Genomic DNA, 19,208 nt, shown 5'->3' with positions numbered 1-19,208 from the left:
AGGTTAATTTTTAGATGGCAGCTTCTGTAGATAATAGTTGTTGCCGGCCACGTTCCAATGGGCGTTGTCCATTACGATGCAAAGCATATTTAGCACATTACCAATTGGTTGATCGGTGTTTAAGTGGCCATAATATAAGTCCTTGGCTATACGCGGATCTACATTAATGCGTACACCGTATTGCCGGGCCAGTTCATCGGCAACAGTTTGCAGCATAGCCCCTTCAAAATCGTACAAGCCGTTACGCTGACTAAGGAATTTTGACGCATCCGGGAAACTTTCTTTAACCAGCAGTCCATCGTTTTTGTTGAAAACAGCCCGTTGCCTGGCAACCATGATCTGCTGCTGGTTTTTATTTCCTGCCAATGAGGCTACGGCTACTTTACCACTTACTACAGTTACCTCGGCAGTACCGGCATCCGGGTATGCCTGCACATTAAAGCTGGTACCCAACACTACGGTTTTGATAGCTCCCGACTGGATAATGAACGGATGAGCGGCATCGTGCTTAACTTCAAAGAATGCCTCGCCTTCCAGTTTTACCAAACGCTGCTTGTCGCCAAATTTATCCGGGTAGCTGATCCGGGTAGATGGGCTGAGCCAAACTTTTGTACCATCGGGCAAATTCATTTGCAGATGCTGACCCGCGTTGCAGCTCAATTGTATCTCTTTTACCGGGGAAACGATGTTTAAAATAGCTTTTTTGTAAAAAGCAGCAAAGGCAATAAGCAATACTATAGCCGCTGCAGCAGCTATGTTTCGCCATAAAGAAACTACTTTGCCTTTCGATTGTACTGGCGTTTCCATTTGCGCCGAGATGTGGTTGAAGATACTATCCTTAAGCTGCTCCAAACTGGTATGCTTTGAGCCGGTTAACAACACTTCCTCATCATTGAAATTCGCGTACCATTGCTCAAACCACGCTTTTTCCTCGGGGTTTATGGTGCCTTGTTCCAGCTTATGAGCAAGCTCCTTCGGATCGTAGGAATTGTTTTCCATGGTAAATTGTTTTGACCTTTACACATATAGTCAGTACCAAACGGAAATACCCTTAGTGGGGAATGAAATTTATTTGAGGGAAATTGGAACGAAAATGCAAATGAAGATTTAACGGTATGAATCAGATAATGCCGTTGTCTTTCAGTCTGGCCAAAACGTTTGTGACATTCACAGTATCAAACTCGTTTTTTAAATAAATTTCTGAAAGATAAACAACCTCATTTATGAATATAACATAAGTAATTATCCTGACACCGCCAGATTTACCTTTATTTGAGCCTGAAATAGAAAGCCTGATTTTATATACACTCTGACCAAGATCAGTACCCATTGTAGGGTTCTTCATTAGTTTATCAATTAAGATATCTAAGTATTATGATTTGAAAAACACCCGGGCCCATAAAAATGTATATCATAGATTATCAACGGAGGATATTTATGAAACAACAAGTAATTGAAGATGTGAATATTATGCCTCAATTAGATAAAGCCTGTGGTTTGGACATGCACAAAGACAAGATCGTTGGCTTTATCTCCGGGAAAGACGGCAGTAACCAGGAGTTTAGGGAGTTTGGCACTTATACCTGTGAACTCAAACAGATCAGAGATTGGTTACAAGAGAGCGATATTCACCATTGCCTGATGGAAAGCACGGGCATTTATTGGATGAGTTTATATGCCATACTTACAGAAGCCGGTATCGAAGTCATTGTGGCAAATCCGGTTCATATCAAGCAGATGCCTAAGCGGAAAACTGATCGCAAAGATGCTAAATGGCTTTGCACATTGTTATTGCATGGATTGGTGCGACCAAGCTTTATGCCAGACAACACACAGCGGATTATCAGGGATTATTGCCGGAATCGTTTATTCTATACCTGGCAGCTTAATAGAATAAGGAATCGTCTACTGAAGATATTAGAAAGCAATAATATCAAACTTCGCTCTGTCATCAGTTCGATCCATACTTTATCGGCAATGGATATGATACGGTTGCTGGCGAAAGGTGTCACAGATCAGGAACAATTACTTAGTTGTGCCAGAGGTAAAGTAATTAAAAAAAAAGAACAGTTGATCAAAGCGTTGGATGGCACACTTCAAACGTATCACCATACCCAACTACAAATGTTATTGGAAGATTATGACCATGTTCAAAAGCAAGTCGATTTTTTGGATAAATCAATAACTGAAATCATCAGTGCACATTATGCGCAAGCCTTTGAATGCCTTGATAGTATAAGTGGAATAGGCGTCAAATCAGCGGAAATCATTATCAGTGAGGCTGGAAAAGATATGAGCCGTTTCCCAACAGCGGATCATTTTACAGCGTGGTGCGGTATAGCACCTGGTAACAACGAGAGTGCAGGTAAAAGAAAAAACACTGCAATTAAAAAAGGTAACAGTTATTTAAGAGTTGCTATTGTTGGTGCGGCTTGGGCCGCAGTTCGAATGAAAGACTCTTATTGGCATGCTTTATTTGATAAATTACGGAAACGAATGAAAGCGCAAAAAGCTATAGTTGCCGTTGCAAGAAGATTGCTTAAAGTTGTATACAACACATTAGAAACGCTAACCATTTACAAAGAAAAGGGCATCGCTCACTTTGTTGATTTGCAGGCTAAAGCAGCATTGTATCATAATGCAAAGCTATCGTGGTCTCAAACTAGTACTGACTAAAATACTAAAAGGACGGAAAAGGTAATAGAATAAAAAGTCTGAAACCTAAGCTGCCAAAACTGTAGATAGCACCCAGGCTTGTTCCATGAGAACGCAGAGGAAACTTATTTTTTAAAGAATTATTGCACGGTAGAATTTACAACAACTAACTAAAAGCCATCCATATATAATTTTTTTTAAGCTATTATTCGGAATTAATAAAGATTAAAAGTATTAGGAATTTTATTTTTTTTAAAATCCTCGAATGAACTTTTTATGTAGATAATAAGGTCGTAGTCATTCATTGCGTCAATTTGTTTCAGCGTTGGCATATATTCTAACTCAAAGGTTTCAAGTTGATCGTCCGATATAATAATTACTTTTTTTATACTTTCATTATTAAACCGTGCGGTAATTTTGCTTGCGGCTAATTCTTTACGTGCATATCTATTAAACCGGCGGGCGTCTATAACTTCACTTTTAAAGTTTTCGTAAATAAAAGTCATCGGCTTTAAAAAAAGATAATAGTAATGTGGCGTGCCCGTATAGAATACGCTTTTTTCTCTGTATCCTCTTTGTACTTCTTTAATGTCGCTTTTCAATGAATTTTCCTTAATTACAACTTCGTCAAGTTGAATTATTGGAGTCATAAATACAACTTTGTCTGTGAAATCTTGAACTGTAAATTCAGTCGTTTGATAGTTATCACTTTTGAATTGCAACGTATCGCCAGCTTTCGAAGATATACTGAAAACGCCATAAATGTTCGAACGTGCTTGCGTCAAAGTTCTTTTATTCAAAACGATGACGCTTCCAATCCTCAAACTAGTCCCATTCTTAAACAATATTCCCTTTTGGATATTTTGAGCAAATAACTGATTCAGGCTTACAACACTAATTAAGTATAAAATAGAAAGCTTTATATAAATCATTTTATTGGTAATTGAAATGATAAATCTCTATTTATTCAAATTAAAAGAATATTATAAAAGTAATAGAATGGTGTTAAATCTATCGAACGAGGAATGTTAAATCTTGTTAAAACTTAATATCCGTGATATAAAATGAAGTCTTAAGTAAGCTTAGCCTTAATTTATTTTTAGAGGAACCTTTTAAGATCTGTTTGTGTTTTTTGGCGATATGCTTCAGGTCTTTCTTAAAACCTGGTGTTAAAACAACATCGAAAGCCATTAACTTTTAAGTGATGCTTCGATTTCTGCTAAGGCTTCTTTTGCGTTTTGAAGTTCAACCTTACCTTGCTGATGCAATTTAATTTGCTCAAAGGAATTTTTAAGGTTATTGTAAACACGCTGCTCTGCTTTGTTTAGCGGTTTTTTAGTAGAACTGTTGTATTGTTCAATATCATAACTTAGCCCTAAGGCCTCCAAAACCGCTTTAACCGCTTTTTCGGATTTTTTGTTACTAATATCTACCGTTAACCTTGTCATACTCAAAGATAAATAATGTTAGCTAATGTACAAAGGATGGTACTACAAAAAGCGATCGGAGCTTAGCAATATGAAAGTAAATACCGTCGCGGATACCCCCAACGTTTCCCTTAAATCCCGCAAGGCTTTACTCATATGCGCCTCAACTGTTTTTTGCGATATATTCAGTTCCGCAGCAATCTCGGCATAGGTTTTATTTTCTTCGCGGCTTAAAAGGAAAACTATCCGGCATTTTTCGGGGAGCTGGTTAATGCTATGATCCAGCTGCCGCCTTAATTCTTTTTCGTTGAGCCAGTTATTGGTGGTATCGTCTGTTTCGGCKGTGGCGATGGTTATTTCATTCAACTGCAATTGCCTGCGGTGTTGTTTGGCCAGGTGGTTGATCACCTTATATTTAACCGCTGCCGAAAGATAGGTAGCAACACTATGTGTTAATTCAATGCTTGCCCGGCGCTGCCAGATGCTTAAAAATACCTCCTGCACCACCTCTTCGGCTTCGTGCTCATCATCTAAACGGTGCAGGGCCACGGCAAAGGTTTTATCCCAATAGCGGTTGTAAAGCTCGGTAAATGCTGCGCGGTTGTCAGTCCTGATTAAATCCAGGAGTTGCTGATCTGTATAAGGCTGACTCAGGTTCAAAATGGGCATGTTTTATTCATAGGATGCCCCAATTTGTTATTGGGTAATGTGTTGATTTGACAAAGTTAGATAGCTAAAGTTACACTAAACGTAAATTATGATAAATTTATATGCGCCGGGACAAAGAAATGTTCAGCCCGGCGTTTGTTTTTATAACAGCTGTTTAATCGAGCCTTTTTGAATATAAATAATGATAGACCAACAATTTGCATTACAGTTTGCCGCCGAATGGATAAACTGCTGGAATAAACAGGATTTGGATACCCTGATGACGCATTACACCGATGACTTTAGTATTCAAACGCCATATGCCCTGAAAATATACCCCGATTGTGGTGGCATCATATCGGGCAAAAACAATGTAAGACTTTATTGGGAAACCGCTCTGAGTAAACTACCCGATCTGCATTTTGAGCTGTTGGAAGTACTCACCGGCGTAAACAGTATCAGTATATATTATCATAACACCGATAGCGGCAAAAACGCGGTTGAAAATTTGTTTTTTAATGGCGATGGGATGGTGGAAAAGGTTATTGTGATGTATAATTAGGGGGTGAGATTCTTTTTTAAAAAGAGACGGGCTGGCTTCCCTGTTTTTTTGCATGATACTATGTATATTTAGCGATATCAAAACCTGGTCATGATTAAAAATAAAGGTCTGCTCACTTGCGCTGCCGTCTGCTTTTTAGGAATAAATACTACTTATTTTTGGGAAGGATCACTCGGTTTACTGATGTTTCCGCTACTTTTTGTGCTCATTATTTCGATGCCAATTATGGCTATACTTTGGTTTAGGCAACTTTATTTAACCATAAAAGAAAAATTTAGCGATAAGCCAAGAATTTACTCCATGCTCTGCATAGCTATTTTGCTGGGATGCATAATTGCACAACCTTACGGAATTATAGATTTTGAAAAAATGGAAAGCAAAGACGTATTGCTGGCAAATAGGGAGGGGGTTGCAGGCTGTCAGAGCTATATTAAGCTGAAAAAGGATATGAGTTTTTATGTTAAAAGTATTTGTTTCGGTGTTGATAAAGTTAGCGGTAATTACGCTCTTATTAACGACACTATCAGGTTTAAAACCTCAACCGCCAATTATTTTAAATTTGGCGTTATAAAGCCAGACACAACTATTTCAAAGATAAAAAATCCCGATATTTTGTACCTATACAGATCGGCAAAAGATTTTGAACCTTTATGGATGTATATCACTAAAAACGACTTGAAAAAATGAGTGTTTAGATAATACGATGACCTTACTACAGCAACTTTACGCCAGGGCAACTATTATTCCTCGAGCCCTTCTGCTACCCTGATATAATACCCGTTGATATCAATAAAGGCAAATTCCCTTAAACCATATGGATGAGTTTTTAAACTATCGGCTATCTCAATTTTGCGGTCTTGCAGTTCTGCATACACCTCGTCAATATTATCCACAAACCACATCAGGGGCAGGCGGTGTTTGGTATTGTTAATTGCGGAGGCAAATTCTGCATCTTCGCCAAAAAGAAGCCTCATGTCGTCGCGTCTTATCCCGCCGTCTTTGTCGCCGGTTGTCCATTCATCATAAAACCCCAGAACGTCGCGATAATAATCAAGCGTTTTAACCAGGTTTTTTACGGGGAGATGAGGACCGCTTCTGATGAATTTTTTTGTTTTCATGCTATGTGGAGTATCCATTGCCAGGTTTGCAATACCGCAACCTGCACATTTTAAGAAAACAACAGCTCCTCTGCCAATTTTGTTCCTGCTACGCGCGCTTTGATCTTTGCGAAGGCTGTTTCGCGGGTTGTTGAAATATCATCGCAAAATGGTGAAAATCCGCAATCATCGGTGGTGCCTATCTGGTTTAACGGAATATACTCTGCCGCCTCGAATATCCTGTCTCTAACATCTTCGGGGCTTTCAATTATTGGATTTAGCACATCTATTACACCAAGGAATACTTTTTGATGGGGTTTAAGGTATTGATTTATTGTTTTTAAAACCTTTATCCTGTTGGGTTCGCTTGCAAGTTGTAAATAAAAGCTGCCTGCATTTAAATCAAAAAGATGGGGTAAAAAATCGGCGTAATCAACATCTGCACTGTGGGTTGAATCATGGTCGCCTCCGGGGCATACATGAACTCCTAATTTTTGCTGTTCCTCTTTGGTAAAACGATTAAAAACCTGGTTATTAAGATCGATAAAATGTTTCAAAACACCGCCAGAGGGGTCAAGCTTAAGGGATAGCCTGCCTTCAGTAAAATCCATTTGTACTTTATAGGCCCCCTGTTCCAAACATCTCCTGATATCTTGTTCACATTCATTCAGCAGGTCGGCAATAAACTCAGATTGGGTATAGTCCTCAATTCCATCCGGAGGGTAAATTAAACTTAAGGCAGATGCCGAAATTATAGCCTGTTTAACAGGTAGCTTTGTTAGTTTTTGAGCAGTTGCCAGGTATTTTTCGGCGTAATTACCGTACCTGAATGGTCCTTTGGTTAACAGCGGCAGTTGGCGTGAATGACCATCCTCGAAATTAATTTTCATCCCTTCGGGACTTAGGTTAAACAAGCCTTCAAGAGGATAGGTGGCGAAACTTGATTTGGTTTGTTCTCCATCGGTAATAACCGGCGATCCGGTTTCTTCAAACTCTTTTAAGGTTTCGGCAATTGCATCTGCATACAATTTTTGCAATTGATCGCCATTTGTTTGTGAGGTAATAGCAGCTACAAGCTCGGGCGACCTCGGGATGCTTCCGATAGGTTCAGTAGGTATTTTCATAAGATTTAATGGTTTTAAATAGGTTATCTAAAGCTACATTAATTTATCCCGTAAAAAAATACTTTTTAATAATTATTATAATAAGTCTATAAGCAGCTTTTATTATAAAAAAACAGGAAGGAATAAGGTTGCTATTAATAAAGTATGGCTACCGATCCGCTGAGCACCTGTTTAGCTCCTTTTGTACTTATTACATAATAATACACAGCGGCAGGAAGTTTTTTACCATTATAAGAACCACCCCATGGAGCGGCATAGCCCTGTGATTGAAACACGAGGCTGCCTAAACGGTTATAAACCCTAACCGTTGTTGATGGATCACCCTCCAGTCCGGCTATCACCCAGTTATCATTACGGCCATCGCCGTTGGGCGAAAATATATTGGGGATATGGATATCATCGCAATGGCTGCTTATGGTAATGGTTTGTGTGGCTTTGCAGCCGTTGTTATCTGTGACTGTTAAATTTACTGCACCCAATTTATCTGTCGAAAAAGTGGAATTGCCCGCTTGTCCGTTCCATTCGTATTTAACAAATCCATCGGGGGCTGTAAGTGTAATACGCTCATTAGTAAACTGGCAAAGCGTGGCCGAAGGAACATTTAGAGAAGGGTTTGGTAAAAATTGTACCGTTGCAGATTCTGTTACCTGGCAACCGGCAACAGTAGTAATAGTTGCTTTATAGGTACCCGAATTTTTAACGCTTATTTTATCGGAAGTAGCACCGGTTGTCCACTTGATGTTGCCGGTAGTGTAGGATGCCATAAGATCTACCGTTTGGCCATCGCATAAAGTAGTATTTACAACTTGCTGTATGCTGATTGTTGGGGGAGGGGTAAAGCTTAATGCGTAGGCTGCAGAAAGTATATGGCAGGTAGTTGCATTGCTGGTGATATTTACGGTATAATTTCCCGGCTGATTGGTTGTAATACTAACGTTGCCCTCTTCGTTAGGTAATAAATTTCCGTCTCTGAACCAGGTTATGGTATAAAAGGGATCGATGTTGGTATTGATGGTCAGCTTTGCGTTATCGCCTATGCAGTAGGCAGCTTTATCGGCCACAAGTACTGGTTGCACAGGTTTTTCAAAATCCGCCTGTATTTCATCAGAAGAAACTGTACCCGAACAGCCGGTAACCTCTACTTTATATTTCCCGGTTTGCTTAACTTTAATAGAAGCAGCATTGCCGTTGATCTGGCTGCCATCTTTGTACCAGGTGTATTGATAAGCCGTCCAGTTGTTGATTTTTGAGCCGTCAATGGGTACAGTGGCAGATAATGTTGCCTGATCGCCATCACAATAATGTGTTTTATCGGTTGATATGGTGGGCTTGGGTATCGCTATAAAATTTACCTGTACCTCTTTTGATGATACCCAATTGCCTGCACAAGCGCTTACTTCTACTTTGTATTTACCGGTTTCGGTGATATTATCAAGTGCAGCTGTTGTATTGCCGTTTAATACGCCGTCCTTATACCAGCGGTATTGGTAATTGGGCTTGTCATCGGTTTTTAATGACAGGGTTGAACCTGCGCAGTAGTTTAATACGTCGGGATAGTTGAAAGTAAATACGGGGGCGGCTACCTGGATTGCCGTTAAATGATTTGATTCGAAATGAAGCGCCGAACAAGGATCATATAATACGGTGTGGTATTCACCAGGATCTTTGATAGTGAGTATGGCTTTACTTTCATTAGGCAGTTCTTTTCCGTCTTTATACCATTGGATGATATTGCCGTTATAAATATAATTATTTACCACAGCGTTAATTGATGTGTTAGCGCAAATCTCTATTTTGTTTTCGCTAATATCATGCCCATCGAAATTTATGGCTTGTAGCTGTTGCGTTTTGTTTAAATAAGGGCCATAGTCGGGTTTTAACAAATAGAGGCCGTCAATAGCCGCAACCCAAATACCATCTTCGCAAGTTGGCGTGGCGTAGGATGTAGCATTAACGCAAACGTCATTTATGCTTTTATTGCCCAGTTCTTTGTATTGGTAAAATGAATAGTCGTAAAAAATATCATATGTTTTATAATTCGAATTTGAAAAATACAATCCCTGTGTGGTGCCAAGCAAAAGATTCTCCCGTGTTAAATTCCTTAGGTTTGCTAAACCATAAATCGAAGTTATTTTATTAATATTTACTCCTTTAAGATAGTGCCTGTGGGGATTTGCGGTGGTATGCGAACCATTCCACCTGTTTTGAAATAAACCATTCTCTGTTGACCAAAACTGATTGCCGGAATAAGAAAACGTATTAGAACCGTTATATGGGTCTAATTCGTTTCCATAGTATGCCGATTTAAGTGTTTTACCAAACTCATTTCCCTCGAGCCATATATACCCCAAATACGCGGTAAATGATGTGGAATTTGTCACTGGATAATATTTAACAGTGTCGGGGTAATTACCGTAGTTTGTATTGTTACTTATCATCTGAGAACGGTAAGTGCTTTCAAAAATCCTCATGTCAGCATTAATGACCTGCGTGGGGCTTATTGATCCATCTTTCATAAGATAGATATAAAGACCATAAGTTGTTGCTATAAGCAATTCGTCATTACTTACCCCTTGGTTAAATTCACTATACCTGTAATCGAAGCCAATTGAATTTACATTTCCAATTATACCTTTTGATGTACCAATGACTTCTATGTTGCCATTTGTATATTTAAGAACATTGTTTGAATTAGTGGCAACAAAAACGATATCCTTGCTGTCGCTTGCAATATCAACAAAATCAAAATTATGATAATTTGCAAATTGACTGCTGTAATTATCCACAGCCCCGGTAATGCTATTTATACGATAAACGCCGTGATCCTGAGCTAAAACCCATAAATAAGGATCATGAAAGTCTCTTTTTACCTTCAAAATATTTTTACCGGGAAGAAAGGTATTACTCAAATGCAGGTCCATATCCTGCTGAGCATGAACGCTATAAAAAGTAACAACAAGAATAAACAGCAGCAAATAGCGCAAACGGGACATGACAAGGCTTTACAGGCAGAAAGATAAGATAAATATCAAAAAGTTAAAAAATAATAATGAGGGCGTATTGATTAACTCGTTATTGGTATTTGGTGATATTGCCTGGAAATTGATATTGTCATCCTATCTATGGTGGGTTTTAGTTGGATATGTTTAGCATTTTTTGTAAATTTGAATACATCAGCTTCGATTTAAATTTTACAGGGTAGCTACATGGTAACTGTAAAAAAAGATAAAAAGAATAAGGCGATTATTTCGATGTAATTTGCTTATTTTGAATAAGTTACGTGTTTTTAAGTGTGCGTGAAGCAATGCTCAAAGGAGCGCGAAAGGTGCTGCCAAGGTAAGCCAAAGGGGCATGAAAGGTGCTTCAAAAGATGTTAGTAAGGATACGGATTTTGATACCCCATAGTACACCTGTTTTCACCGCTTATTTTAGCTAAACTGTTCCATAAATATGATGATCCAAAAATGCGTTCCTGAATTTTCCATGCGGATCATATTCAGCTACCACCTTTTTAAAATCGGCCAATTTCTCATACCGTGATGCCAAAACCTTAGGTGCTATTGTAAATACTTTCCCCCAATGCGGGCGGGCGTTGAATGGCGCCAAAGCCTTTTCAATAACAGGCAGTAATTTGGTAACAGCTTCGGTTTCGGGTTTCCAGGTGAAGTGGATAGTTACCGAAGCCTGGTTATGGCAGGGACTCATCCACAAGCTGTCGGCTGCAATGGTACGGATCTCGGTAATAAACAAATGCGGACCAACTTGTTTTCCCAATTTGGAAATAGCCTCAATAGCTTCTACCGCATGATGCATCGGTACAAAATATTCTGATTGCAGCTCCTTGCCGCTGCTGGGTGTAAAGCCCATTTTAAAATGCGGCAAACGTTCATACCACGGCCCGGGTACACCCATCTGGTCGGTGCAGCTCTCGGCCGGGTGGTCGTAAATAGGGTGCAGGTTTTTGGTGGCCGCTTTTGCGCCGTAAAACTCGGGTTCATTATGGTCTTTTTCACCAACGCGGCTTTTTATCCAAACCTCGTTGATGCTGTCGCTTTGCCAGTCGGTAAATAAACTTACACTATAACCTGCAGATACTATTGCGTCGAAATGTTGTTTTACCTGCGCCATGGGCATCTTTAAAAATACGCGCTGGCGCATCATATAGGTTGGCTCAATAGCCAGTGTAACTTTAGTAATAAAGCCTATAGCCCCTAAGCCAACAACAACCGCATTGAACTTTTCAGGATCGGCAGCCTTTGAAAAATGCACGATGCTGCCATCGGCAATTACAACTTCTAAAGCGGTGACGGCACTGGCCAGGTTGCCGTTGTTAACGCCGCTGCCATGCGTAGCCGTAGTGATTGACCCCGCAACCGAAATATGCGGCAGCGAAGCCAGGTTGTGCAAGGCGAAACCTTGTTTGTGCAGATAGGGGGCTAATTCTCCATATTTAATGCCGCCTTCAACAGTAACGTTCATTGCTTTTTTATCGATTGAAATTACTTTATTCAGTTCTTTGGTCGAAACCAGGTCGTCTTTACTATCAGCTATCCTGTTAAAGCAATGCCTGGTGCCCAGGGCTTTAAGTTTGCCATGTTTTTTAACCAGTTGCTGCACTGCTGTTGCCGAATTTGGGTATTGTACATTGGCCGTACTGTAAGTAAGGTTGCCTGCCCAGTTTTTTAATGGGGCTTCTGTAGCCCAGGATGTAATAGAAGATATCAAAGGAGTAGCCATAAATGTTCCGCCTAAACGAATAAAGGTTTTTCTTTTCATAAAAAGATGGTTGATGCCTGGTTAGCACAAGTTAGTATTTTAAGTTTTATAAAAAGAAGGTGAAATGGATTTATTTGAAGATAGGGTGGACTTTGTTTTGATTTAGCCTAAAATGCCAAAGGCCCGATACCAACGTACCGGACCCCTGGTTACCCTAAAAATAGTCAAACTGATTAATTAGCTGTAAGCGCAACCGGCGCCAGCTGCCTTGGCGAGTGGCCGGGGGGTAAATGACCCAGATGGGAAGGAAAAACAAGTAGCATATGCACCTATAAAAACAAAAGGCTATCTTGTGATTATTTATCACACCAAAACAACCCAAAAGACATGGCAACCAACACCAGTAAATTAACCCTGCACGAAGATTGGGCAGTAGTTATTTTAGGGTCATTAATTATCATACTGGCCATAGCCGGTTTAATTTTACCTGTACCATCATTCGGCTGGACAAACAGTGCCGAACTTATGGGGAGGGTTTTGGGTACCGCAAACCTCACTAAAATAGCCATCCAATTTGTTTTTGTGCTGATCATCGGTGGTATTGGCGCAATTGTTACCGGTAAACCCGTTAAAAATTATACTTTGGGTTTTCCGCTGGTTTACCTGGTTACCATTATTGCGCTGGTGTTGGCCGGTAGCAGCCAGGCCAAATCGTTAAACCTGGAAGCGGTTATATTCAGTTTGGCTCTGGGCCTCGTTATCAGCAACTTTTTAAAACTGCCCGGATGGTTAAAAGCATCCCTATCCACCGAACTGTTTGTGAAGATAGGCCTGGTGTTGCTGGGCACCAGTGTGATTTTTTCGGACATTTTAAAAGCCGGGTCCTTAGGGTTGATCCAGGCTTTGCTGGTGGTAACCTCGGTATGGTACTTTGCCTTTTGGGTATGTAAAAAGTTAAAGGTTGACGATGAAATAGCCATGATGATTTCCAGCGCGGTATCCATCTGCGGTGTATCTGCTGCAATTGCAACAGCCGGGGCCATCAAGGGCGATCCCAAAAAACTATCCTACGTTATTTCGATGGTTTTGATCACGGCGATACCCATGATGATCTTTATGCCTATCATTGCCCGTTATTTCCATTTTTCGCAGGAAGTGACCGGAGCCTGGCTGGGCGGCAGTATTGATACTACCGGAGCTGTGGTTGCATCGGGCACGCTGGTTGGCGAAGTTGCACTAAAGATCAGTACCATTGTAAAATTCTCGCAGAATGTATTGCTGGGCCTGGCGGCTTTTGCTATCTCCATTTACTGGACATATACAAAGCATCCGGCAGGTAAGGATAAGGAAACCAAGCCTACATTGAAAGTGATTTGGGAACGTTTCCCTAAATTTGTTTTGGGATTTATTGGCGCATCGGTATTGTTTTCATTTTTCCTGCCGGCTGCAACAATTTCGACAGTAAAGGATAGCCTTAAAAACCTGCAGGGATTATGGTTTGCACTGGCTTTTACCAGTATTGGGCTGGAAACCAACTTTGCCGATCTGTTTAGCGAGAACAGTAAAAAACCATTGTACGCGTTTTTGATTGCCCAAACGTTTAACATTTTTGTCACCCTTGGCATAGCATGGGTATTGTTTTAAGTATGATTAAACAAGAATCACAGTACTAAATAAATGCTTTTGCAAACAAACGGCCCCGCATTCACGGGGCCGTTGCATTATAGATCAGCTAAAACTCATTTTAAAATACTCCCTATATAACCCTCTTCCGCCCGCTGCGGTGCCCGGTTTATATAGAATGACCTGTCGTGTGGTGCCCAGGTGCCCAGGCCATCTACATAGCGATTAAACATGCAGAAGGAGGCTGCTATCAGTACCGTATCGTGGATCTCTTTATCGGTAGCACCTTCATTTTTTGCTGCCTCTACCTGTTCCGGGGTTACGTGTTTACCACCTTTTTGCACGCTGCCCGCGATAGTCAGCAGGGCCTTTATTTTGGACGACAGATCGGCAGATGTAAAATCATTTTTGATGGCATCTACCTGGTCCATACTGCAACCCAGGTAATGCCCGGCTACCGCGCCGTGTACATTTTGGCAAAAAAAGCAATCATTTAGGTAAGATACATAGGTACCTATCAGTTCCCTTTCGCCCCGGGTCAGGGTGTTGTCGTCATCGCGCAACAACAGCTCAGCAAGGGCATTCATAGGGGCTGCGGTTTCGGGGCTGTAATACATTAATCCCCTGATGCCGGGGAGGTCGTTATTCAATTCAATATGTGCCATAATCTGTTTTATCTATGTGTAAATAATTTACTGTTTTGGTTGTGGAGGTAATGTATAACCTTTTGCCATGCGCACGCCCATTTGGGCATAAGCTTCGGGTTCGGTTGGGGTAAGGCTTGCCAGGCCATCAACATACCGGTTAAACATACTGAACGATGCTGCTATCAGCACGGCATCATGCAGTTCGCGGTCGGTAGCGCCAAGCTCCCGTGCAGCATCAATATCGGCCTGGGTAACTTCTGTGCCAAGGATTTGCACTTTGCCCGCAATATTCAATAAAGCTTTCAGCTTATCACTTACCGGGGCCTGCTGCATATCTTTTAAAACTTCATCTACAATTCCGGCATCGCCTTCATAAAGGCACCTTGCTGCGGCTGCATGGCTGCTGTAGCAAAATGTACAATTGTTTCGATAGGATACATAAGCGGCTATTAGTTCGCGCTCGGCAGAGGTTAAGGTAGATTCTCCCCGTAATAATACCTGGGCCAGTTCATATAGCGGCTTACCTGTTTCGGGCCTGAACATTACCAGCGAGCGGATGCCCGGTACGCCTTCGGGTACATTGATGTGTGCCATATTTTGTTTTATTTAGATTTTAAATTTGATCATTAATTAATTCCCGGTTTTCTACTTTAAACCATCAGCTTTTGGCTTCTTTCGCATGTCCAAACAATACCACCAGCAAGCCTACTATAAATATGAGCGAGAAAATGAATATCGCATTGCCGTAGCCGCCCAAAGTTGATACCAGTATGCCTACAAATAATACCGCTGTAGCCGTAAATATCCTGCCGATATTAAAGCAAAAGCCTGTAGCCGTTGCCCTGATGCCGGTTGAAAATAGTTGCGGTATGTAAGCTGATAACACGCCCTGGCTTGCCCCAAAAAACAGGGCCAGTATGGCAATCTCGGCATAAATAACCGGGCTAAATGTGGCATTGGTTTTAAACAGGATGAATGACATGCCCGCGCATACCGCGAAACAGATGAGCATTGACCTGCGTAGCGTTAACAGGTTAACCAACCATCCCGACAGGAAACCACCTGTGAGGCCGCCCATGCCTAAAAACATCATGCTTAGTCCCCGTTCTTTAGCGGCATCATGTGTAGTGATAAGGCTTTGCACCCAGGTTGGCAGCCAGGAGAAAATGGCCCACAAACCAATGAGCATGGTGCCAAATGTAAGGGAGCCTACTATAAGCTCGCGGCGGTGGCCTTTTGATAATAGTTTATTTAACGGATTGTTCCTGTTGGCAATATCATTACGGTAGTTTAGCCAGCCTGGTGATTCTGTTAATAGCCATAAGCCGATAAGTGCTAATACCAATGGAATTATCCCGATGAGGAACCCTGACCGCCAGGAAGAAACCACGTAATTGATAAGCCCGGCCGAGAAGATCCCCACAGGGAAAGCGATTGATAATATGCCGATAATAACCGCTTTGCTTTTTGCAGGCCAAACCTCGCTTACCAGGGTAATGGTAGTTACCAGTACGCCACCTACACCAAAACCACTCATGAAACGGCATAAAACCACACCCCACCAGTTTGGCATTTGCCCGGTTAATATGGTAAAAACACCATAACAGCTAATGGCCATTAAAAGCGCTGTTTTCCGGCCCATTTTATCGCTGATAACTCCCCAGGTAAAGCCACCCAAAGCCCAGCCAAAAATGAATATGGCGTTGATATACCCGCTGATAGCGTTTATCTCGCCTGGAGGCAGGTTTCCCTGAAGGTCTTTTACAACTACGGGCAGGTAAACCGACATGAGGGTGGATACCGTACCGCCGAAGGCGCTGCTAAAAAAACAGATCACGAATAGTATTACCCGGTAAGCCGTGGTGATATCTGTTTGAGGTTTTGCAACCTGCTCGTTAATTACAATGGTGCTCATGTTGTTTTATTTTAATAGGTCATCAAATACTATCGATACATAATAAATGGCGCCAATAGCCGGCGAACCATATGACTGGTAAATGCGGTTGTTGAAGATATTGCTGCCACCTAATTTTATTGTCGATTTGAATTTTGGCAGTTTTTTGCTCACCTGCGCATCAACCAGCGAATAGGCATTTACTCGGCCGGGGCGGGTTCCGTTAAACGTTCCGTACCAGTCAAAAGCGCTTTGCCAGTGCCAGGCCAGGTTAAAGCCAAAATCATTAATAACATTACTGTTGCCAAAAGTGGCATTGGTGCTCCATTTAGGTGTGTTAAACGCTGCAATATTGTTTGGGTTGGCATTGCGCAGGTTAAAGGTTGATAGCGTAGCATTGCCCCCCAAAGCGTAACCCTTATTAAACAAATAGGTTAACCCCGCGCTTGCTCCCTGGGCCGATACTTTATCCGGAGCGTTGGTGTATAGCTGGAACGCGTGGACCTTGCCGTTAGGGATATCGCTTGCTGTAGCGGTATTAATGGTTCCATCGGCATTAAGAATAGGGTTTTGTGGCTGTATAACTACTGTGTTCAAAATAAAGTTGGTATAGCTGCTGTAATAGTAGTTTACATCAACCAGTAGTTTATCGGCGATTAAGGCTTTATAACCCAGCTCAAATGCTTTTTGCTGCTCGGGTTTAATGTAGGCTACATTTGATTTTTTAAGCAACCCTTTATTGTTTTGAACCGCTTGCGGAAAAGGTGTGCCGCTTTGCATAGCTGCCCCAAACGCAGCACCAAATGCACTTACAGATGAAGCAGTGAATGAGTTTTCGTAAATGTTTAACCCCTTGCTGTTGTTAGGCGCGCCACCCAATATGGTGATGGGGCCTACATTAAGGTGAATGAACTGATCAACGGGCGTAGGGTTCCTGAACCCGGTTTGGTATGATGCCCTGAAGTTATGGGTTTTATCAACCGTGTACACTGCCGAAAAACGTGGTGTAAAGCTACCCTTAAAGTTCTCGTTCTTGTCATAACGTATAGAGGCGGTAAGCTTCAGGTTGTCATCAAATAGTTTTTTTGCGGCCTGCATAAACGCGCCGTACTCCTGTATGGTTACCTTGTTGGTTTTATCATCAAACAAACTGCCATTGGTAAACATTCTGTAATCGCGAAAGCTGCCGCCGGCAAGCAATTCAAATATTTTTATGGCACTGGTAAAATCATACTGGCCATCAGCATGATAAAATTTGCTGGCGCTAAACACCCCTGCACCGCTTAAGCCATAATTATGAATAGATACATCCTTGGCAGCGTTAAACGCCGTGGTTCCGGGTAAAAAGCGGCCCTGGTCGGCAAAAGTCCTTGCTGCAGTATTGTTTTGGGCTGTTACGCCGTTTACACTTCCGTTGTAGGCCGCGGCATAGCGGGTAAACCAGGTGTCGTCGGCTTTATCCGGGGTTACTGTATTGCCGTTTAAATCCTTAACCCAATCGCGGTTGATGAATTGCGCCAGGGAGCGGGTATTGTAGGAATCGTGAGAGTTTTCGGCAACGGAATAGCCGCGGATGAAGAAGTTGCTGCCTTTTAACTCCACCCTGTGGGTCTGCAACACAAAATTATTAAGATCGAAACGGCTGCTGCCGGTATAACTTGCGGTGCCTTTACCAAAGTTGTACTGGTAAATAGCCTCCAGGTTATTGTTGATGCGATAATGTAAAGCGCCATTTAGTTTAAGGCTATATACATTGTAGTTCATCAGGTCTTTTTCCTCATAACCTGTCCTCGAAACAAGGCCTATGCCGGGTAGTGTGCGTGATACTTCATCACCATAAATATTCAGGGCATCGCGGCCTGGGTTGTTTGGACCGCGCTGCGCAACCGGTGTTGATGCGCTTACATCGGTGTAATTGTCGGCATACCAATCGCGGCCGGTTAAATAGGAAGCGTTAATTTTAAAGGCAAATTTATCGTTGAATGCTTTGGCATAGCGCGCTGCAAAATCATATAAACCCTGTGGTTTTACAGCCGATTCGCCAAAATGGTTAAGGCCGGTTTTAACCTGTACGGTTAAACCCTGGTATTTAAAAGGATCTTTGGTTTTTAATGATAGCAAACCATTAAATGCAACCGGCCCATATAATGCAGATGCAGCACCGGGAATTACCTCCGCGCTTTCGATATCAATATCCGATGCCCCAAAAAGGTTACCTACCGAAAAGTTAAGGCCCGGGGTTTGGTTATCAACCCCATCAACCAGTTGTAAAAACCTACCGTTACCGGTGCTGTTAAAGCCACGGGTGTTTACCTGTTTGTAGGTTAAACTGCTGGTTACCGCTTCCATACCTTTTAAGCTTTGCAATCCATCATAAAAAGTGAAAGAAGGATTTTCCTTAATGGCTTTCAAACTCATTTTTTCGATACTAACCGGCGACTGCAAAATACTTTGGTTAATACGCGTGGCAGATGATACCACTTCGTTCAACACGATGGATTTTTGTTGTAATTTGAGGCTGACCTCGCCGACAGAAGTAACGTTGCTTTCTATTGGCTCATACCCCACGGCCGATATTACCAGCGTAAAGGGTGGTTTAATTTTGTTGAGGTTAAGGCTATAGTTACCTTTTGAATCGGTGATGGTACCGGTTAATTTGCCTTTAACGCTGATGCTGGCGCCAACAACAGGCGAGCTGGTTGCGGCATCGGTTAGGGTACCCGTTATTTTTGTTTCCTGTGCAAACAGGTTGATGGACGAGAGCAGTAATATGGTGAATAAAAGTTTTTTCATTGTGATCTGGTTTTTTAATTAA

The 19,208-nt window shown here is 41.7% G+C and carries 18 protein-coding genes; 5 read left to right on the top strand and 13 right to left on the bottom strand.

The features are described 5' to 3' along the window. Window positions 1–3 precede the first annotated feature (3 nt). A complete protein-coding gene (locus tag AC1DO4_RS18595; protein WP_477418517.1) occupies window positions 4–999 on the bottom strand; it encodes a FecR family protein in 996 nt (331 codons plus the stop codon). A 121-nt stretch (window positions 1,000–1,120) separates the two neighbouring features. Further along, a complete protein-coding gene (locus tag AC1DO4_RS18590) occupies window positions 1,121–1,345 on the bottom strand; it encodes a hypothetical protein (RefSeq protein WP_477418515.1) in 225 nt (74 codons plus the stop codon). A 92-nt stretch (window positions 1,346–1,437) separates the two neighbouring features. Here AC1DO4_RS18590 and AC1DO4_RS18585 point away from each other — a divergent pair, with 92 nt between their 5' ends. Next, window positions 1,438–2,676, top strand: coding sequence for an IS110 family RNA-guided transposase (locus tag AC1DO4_RS18585; RefSeq protein ID WP_477418513.1), 1,239 nt, complete (start codon window positions 1,438–1,440; stop codon window positions 2,674–2,676). Between the two features lie 194 nt (window positions 2,677–2,870). Here AC1DO4_RS18585 and AC1DO4_RS18580 read toward each other — a convergent pair whose 3' ends face one another. The 3 genes from AC1DO4_RS18580 to AC1DO4_RS18570 all read right to left on the bottom strand — a co-directional run bounded on the left by AC1DO4_RS18580 (window position 2,871) and on the right by AC1DO4_RS18570 (window position 4,751). Further along, window positions 2,871–3,587, bottom strand: coding sequence for a hypothetical protein (locus AC1DO4_RS18580; protein ID WP_477418511.1), 717 nt, complete (start codon window positions 3,585–3,587; stop codon window positions 2,871–2,873). A 258-nt stretch (window positions 3,588–3,845) separates the two neighbouring features. Then, entirely contained in the window at window positions 3,846–4,103 is a 258-nt protein-coding gene (locus AC1DO4_RS18575; protein WP_477405344.1) for a hypothetical protein, read from the bottom strand. A gap of 42 nt (window positions 4,104–4,145) precedes the next feature. After that, on the bottom strand, window positions 4,146–4,751 hold the full coding sequence (locus AC1DO4_RS18570; RefSeq protein ID WP_477418509.1) for an RNA polymerase sigma-70 factor: 606 nt from the start codon (window positions 4,749–4,751) through the stop codon (window positions 4,146–4,148). Window positions 4,752–4,932: 181 nt separating this feature from the next. Here AC1DO4_RS18570 and AC1DO4_RS18565 point away from each other — a divergent pair, with 181 nt between their 5' ends. Both AC1DO4_RS18565 and AC1DO4_RS18560 read left to right on the top strand, forming a co-directional pair. After that, entirely contained in the window at window positions 4,933–5,292 is a 360-nt protein-coding gene (locus AC1DO4_RS18565) for a nuclear transport factor 2 family protein (RefSeq protein WP_477418507.1), read from the top strand. A 90-nt stretch (window positions 5,293–5,382) separates the two neighbouring features. Further along, window positions 5,383–5,979: a hypothetical protein gene (locus tag AC1DO4_RS18560; RefSeq protein WP_477405286.1), complete on the top strand. Its 597-nt coding sequence runs from the start codon at window positions 5,383–5,385 to the stop codon at window positions 5,977–5,979. Between the two features lie 53 nt (window positions 5,980–6,032). Here the strand turns inward: AC1DO4_RS18560 and AC1DO4_RS18555 are convergent, their stop codons facing one another. The 3 genes from AC1DO4_RS18555 to AC1DO4_RS18545 all read right to left on the bottom strand — a co-directional run bounded on the left by AC1DO4_RS18555 (window position 6,033) and on the right by AC1DO4_RS18545 (window position 10,506). Beyond that, entirely contained in the window at window positions 6,033–6,410 is a 378-nt protein-coding gene (locus AC1DO4_RS18555) for a VOC family protein (RefSeq protein ID WP_477418505.1), read from the bottom strand. 50 nt (window positions 6,411–6,460) lie between these two features. Continuing rightward, window positions 6,461–7,513 carry a cobalamin-independent methionine synthase II family protein gene (locus AC1DO4_RS18550; RefSeq protein ID WP_477418503.1) on the bottom strand — a complete coding sequence of 351 codons (1,053 nt, stop codon included), beginning with the start codon at window positions 7,511–7,513 and terminating at the stop codon, window positions 6,461–6,463. A 134-nt stretch (window positions 7,514–7,647) separates the two neighbouring features. Continuing rightward, complete coding sequence (locus AC1DO4_RS18545) at window positions 7,648–10,506, bottom strand: gliding motility-associated C-terminal domain-containing protein (protein ID WP_477418501.1); 2,859 nt, start codon at window positions 10,504–10,506, stop codon at window positions 7,648–7,650. Here AC1DO4_RS18545 and AC1DO4_RS18540 point away from each other — a divergent pair. After that, window positions 10,505–10,663, top strand: coding sequence for a hypothetical protein (locus AC1DO4_RS18540; RefSeq protein WP_477418499.1), 159 nt, complete (start codon window positions 10,505–10,507; stop codon window positions 10,661–10,663). The genes AC1DO4_RS18545 and AC1DO4_RS18540 overlap by 2 nt on opposite strands. 282 nt (window positions 10,664–10,945) lie before the next feature. Here AC1DO4_RS18540 and AC1DO4_RS18535 read toward each other — a convergent pair whose 3' ends face one another. After that, entirely contained in the window at window positions 10,946–12,289 is a 1,344-nt protein-coding gene (locus AC1DO4_RS18535; protein WP_477418497.1) for a D-arabinono-1,4-lactone oxidase, read from the bottom strand. A 327-nt stretch (window positions 12,290–12,616) separates the two neighbouring features. On the opposite strand from AC1DO4_RS18535, the gene AC1DO4_RS18530 reads away from it, so the two are divergent. Further along, window positions 12,617–13,873 (top strand): YeiH family protein, encoded by a 1,257-nt coding sequence (locus AC1DO4_RS18530; protein ID WP_477418495.1) that lies wholly within the window; start codon window positions 12,617–12,619, stop codon window positions 13,871–13,873. Between the two features lie 95 nt (window positions 13,874–13,968). On the opposite strand, the gene AC1DO4_RS18525 is transcribed toward AC1DO4_RS18530, so the two are convergent. From AC1DO4_RS18525 to AC1DO4_RS18510, 4 genes are all read right to left on the bottom strand, one after another. Further along, on the bottom strand, window positions 13,969–14,517 hold the full coding sequence (locus AC1DO4_RS18525; RefSeq protein WP_477418493.1) for a carboxymuconolactone decarboxylase family protein: 549 nt from the start codon (window positions 14,515–14,517) through the stop codon (window positions 13,969–13,971). 27 nt (window positions 14,518–14,544) lie between these two features. After that, window positions 14,545–15,093 (bottom strand): carboxymuconolactone decarboxylase family protein, encoded by a 549-nt coding sequence (locus tag AC1DO4_RS18520; RefSeq protein ID WP_477418491.1) that lies wholly within the window; start codon window positions 15,091–15,093, stop codon window positions 14,545–14,547. A gap of 64 nt (window positions 15,094–15,157) precedes the next feature. Beyond that, window positions 15,158–16,414: an MFS transporter gene (locus AC1DO4_RS18515; protein WP_477418489.1), complete on the bottom strand. Its 1,257-nt coding sequence runs from the start codon at window positions 16,412–16,414 to the stop codon at window positions 15,158–15,160. Window positions 16,415–16,420: 6 nt separating this feature from the next. Beyond that, entirely contained in the window at window positions 16,421–19,186 is a 2,766-nt protein-coding gene (locus AC1DO4_RS18510) for a TonB-dependent receptor (RefSeq protein WP_477418487.1), read from the bottom strand. Between the last annotated feature and the right edge of the window lie 22 nt (window positions 19,187–19,208).

Source organism: Mucilaginibacter sp. P5_A6 (assembly GCF_056400585.1).
This window is presented reverse-complemented; position numbering and strand designations above follow the sequence as displayed.

Coding starts and splice junctions, on each gene's coding strand:
- AC1DO4_RS18595 (WP_477418517.1), bottom strand. CDS start 999: ATGGAAAACAATTCCTACGATCCGAAGGAGCTTGCTCATAAGCTGGAA.
- AC1DO4_RS18590 (WP_477418515.1), bottom strand. CDS start 1,345: ATGAAGAACCCTACAATGGGTACTGATCTTGGTCAGAGTGTATATAAA.
- AC1DO4_RS18585 (WP_477418513.1), top strand. CDS start 1,438: ATGAAACAACAAGTAATTGAAGATGTGAATATTATGCCTCAATTAGAT.
- AC1DO4_RS18580 (WP_477418511.1), bottom strand. CDS start 3,587: ATGATTTATATAAAGCTTTCTATTTTATACTTAATTAGTGTTGTAAGC.
- AC1DO4_RS18575 (WP_477405344.1), bottom strand. CDS start 4,103: ATGACAAGGTTAACGGTAGATATTAGTAACAAAAAATCCGAAAAAGCG.
- AC1DO4_RS18565 (WP_477418507.1), top strand. CDS start 4,933: ATGATAGACCAACAATTTGCATTACAGTTTGCCGCCGAATGGATAAAC.
- AC1DO4_RS18560 (WP_477405286.1), top strand. CDS start 5,383: ATGATTAAAAATAAAGGTCTGCTCACTTGCGCTGCCGTCTGCTTTTTA.
- AC1DO4_RS18555 (WP_477418505.1), bottom strand. CDS start 6,410: ATGAAAACAAAAAAATTCATCAGAAGCGGTCCTCATCTCCCCGTAAAA.
- AC1DO4_RS18550 (WP_477418503.1), bottom strand. CDS start 7,513: ATGAAAATACCTACTGAACCTATCGGAAGCATCCCGAGGTCGCCCGAG.
- AC1DO4_RS18540 (WP_477418499.1), top strand. CDS start 10,505: ATGACAAGGCTTTACAGGCAGAAAGATAAGATAAATATCAAAAAGTTA.
- AC1DO4_RS18545 (WP_477418501.1), bottom strand. CDS start 10,506: ATGTCCCGTTTGCGCTATTTGCTGCTGTTTATTCTTGTTGTTACTTTT.
- AC1DO4_RS18535 (WP_477418497.1), bottom strand. CDS start 12,289: ATGAAAAGAAAAACCTTTATTCGTTTAGGCGGAACATTTATGGCTACT.
- AC1DO4_RS18530 (WP_477418495.1), top strand. CDS start 12,617: ATGGCAACCAACACCAGTAAATTAACCCTGCACGAAGATTGGGCAGTA.
- AC1DO4_RS18525 (WP_477418493.1), bottom strand. CDS start 14,517: ATGGCACATATTGAATTGAATAACGACCTCCCCGGCATCAGGGGATTA.
- AC1DO4_RS18520 (WP_477418491.1), bottom strand. CDS start 15,093: ATGGCACACATCAATGTACCCGAAGGCGTACCGGGCATCCGCTCGCTG.
- AC1DO4_RS18515 (WP_477418489.1), bottom strand. CDS start 16,414: ATGAGCACCATTGTAATTAACGAGCAGGTTGCAAAACCTCAAACAGAT.
- AC1DO4_RS18510 (WP_477418487.1), bottom strand. CDS start 19,186: ATGAAAAAACTTTTATTCACCATATTACTGCTCTCGTCCATCAACCTG.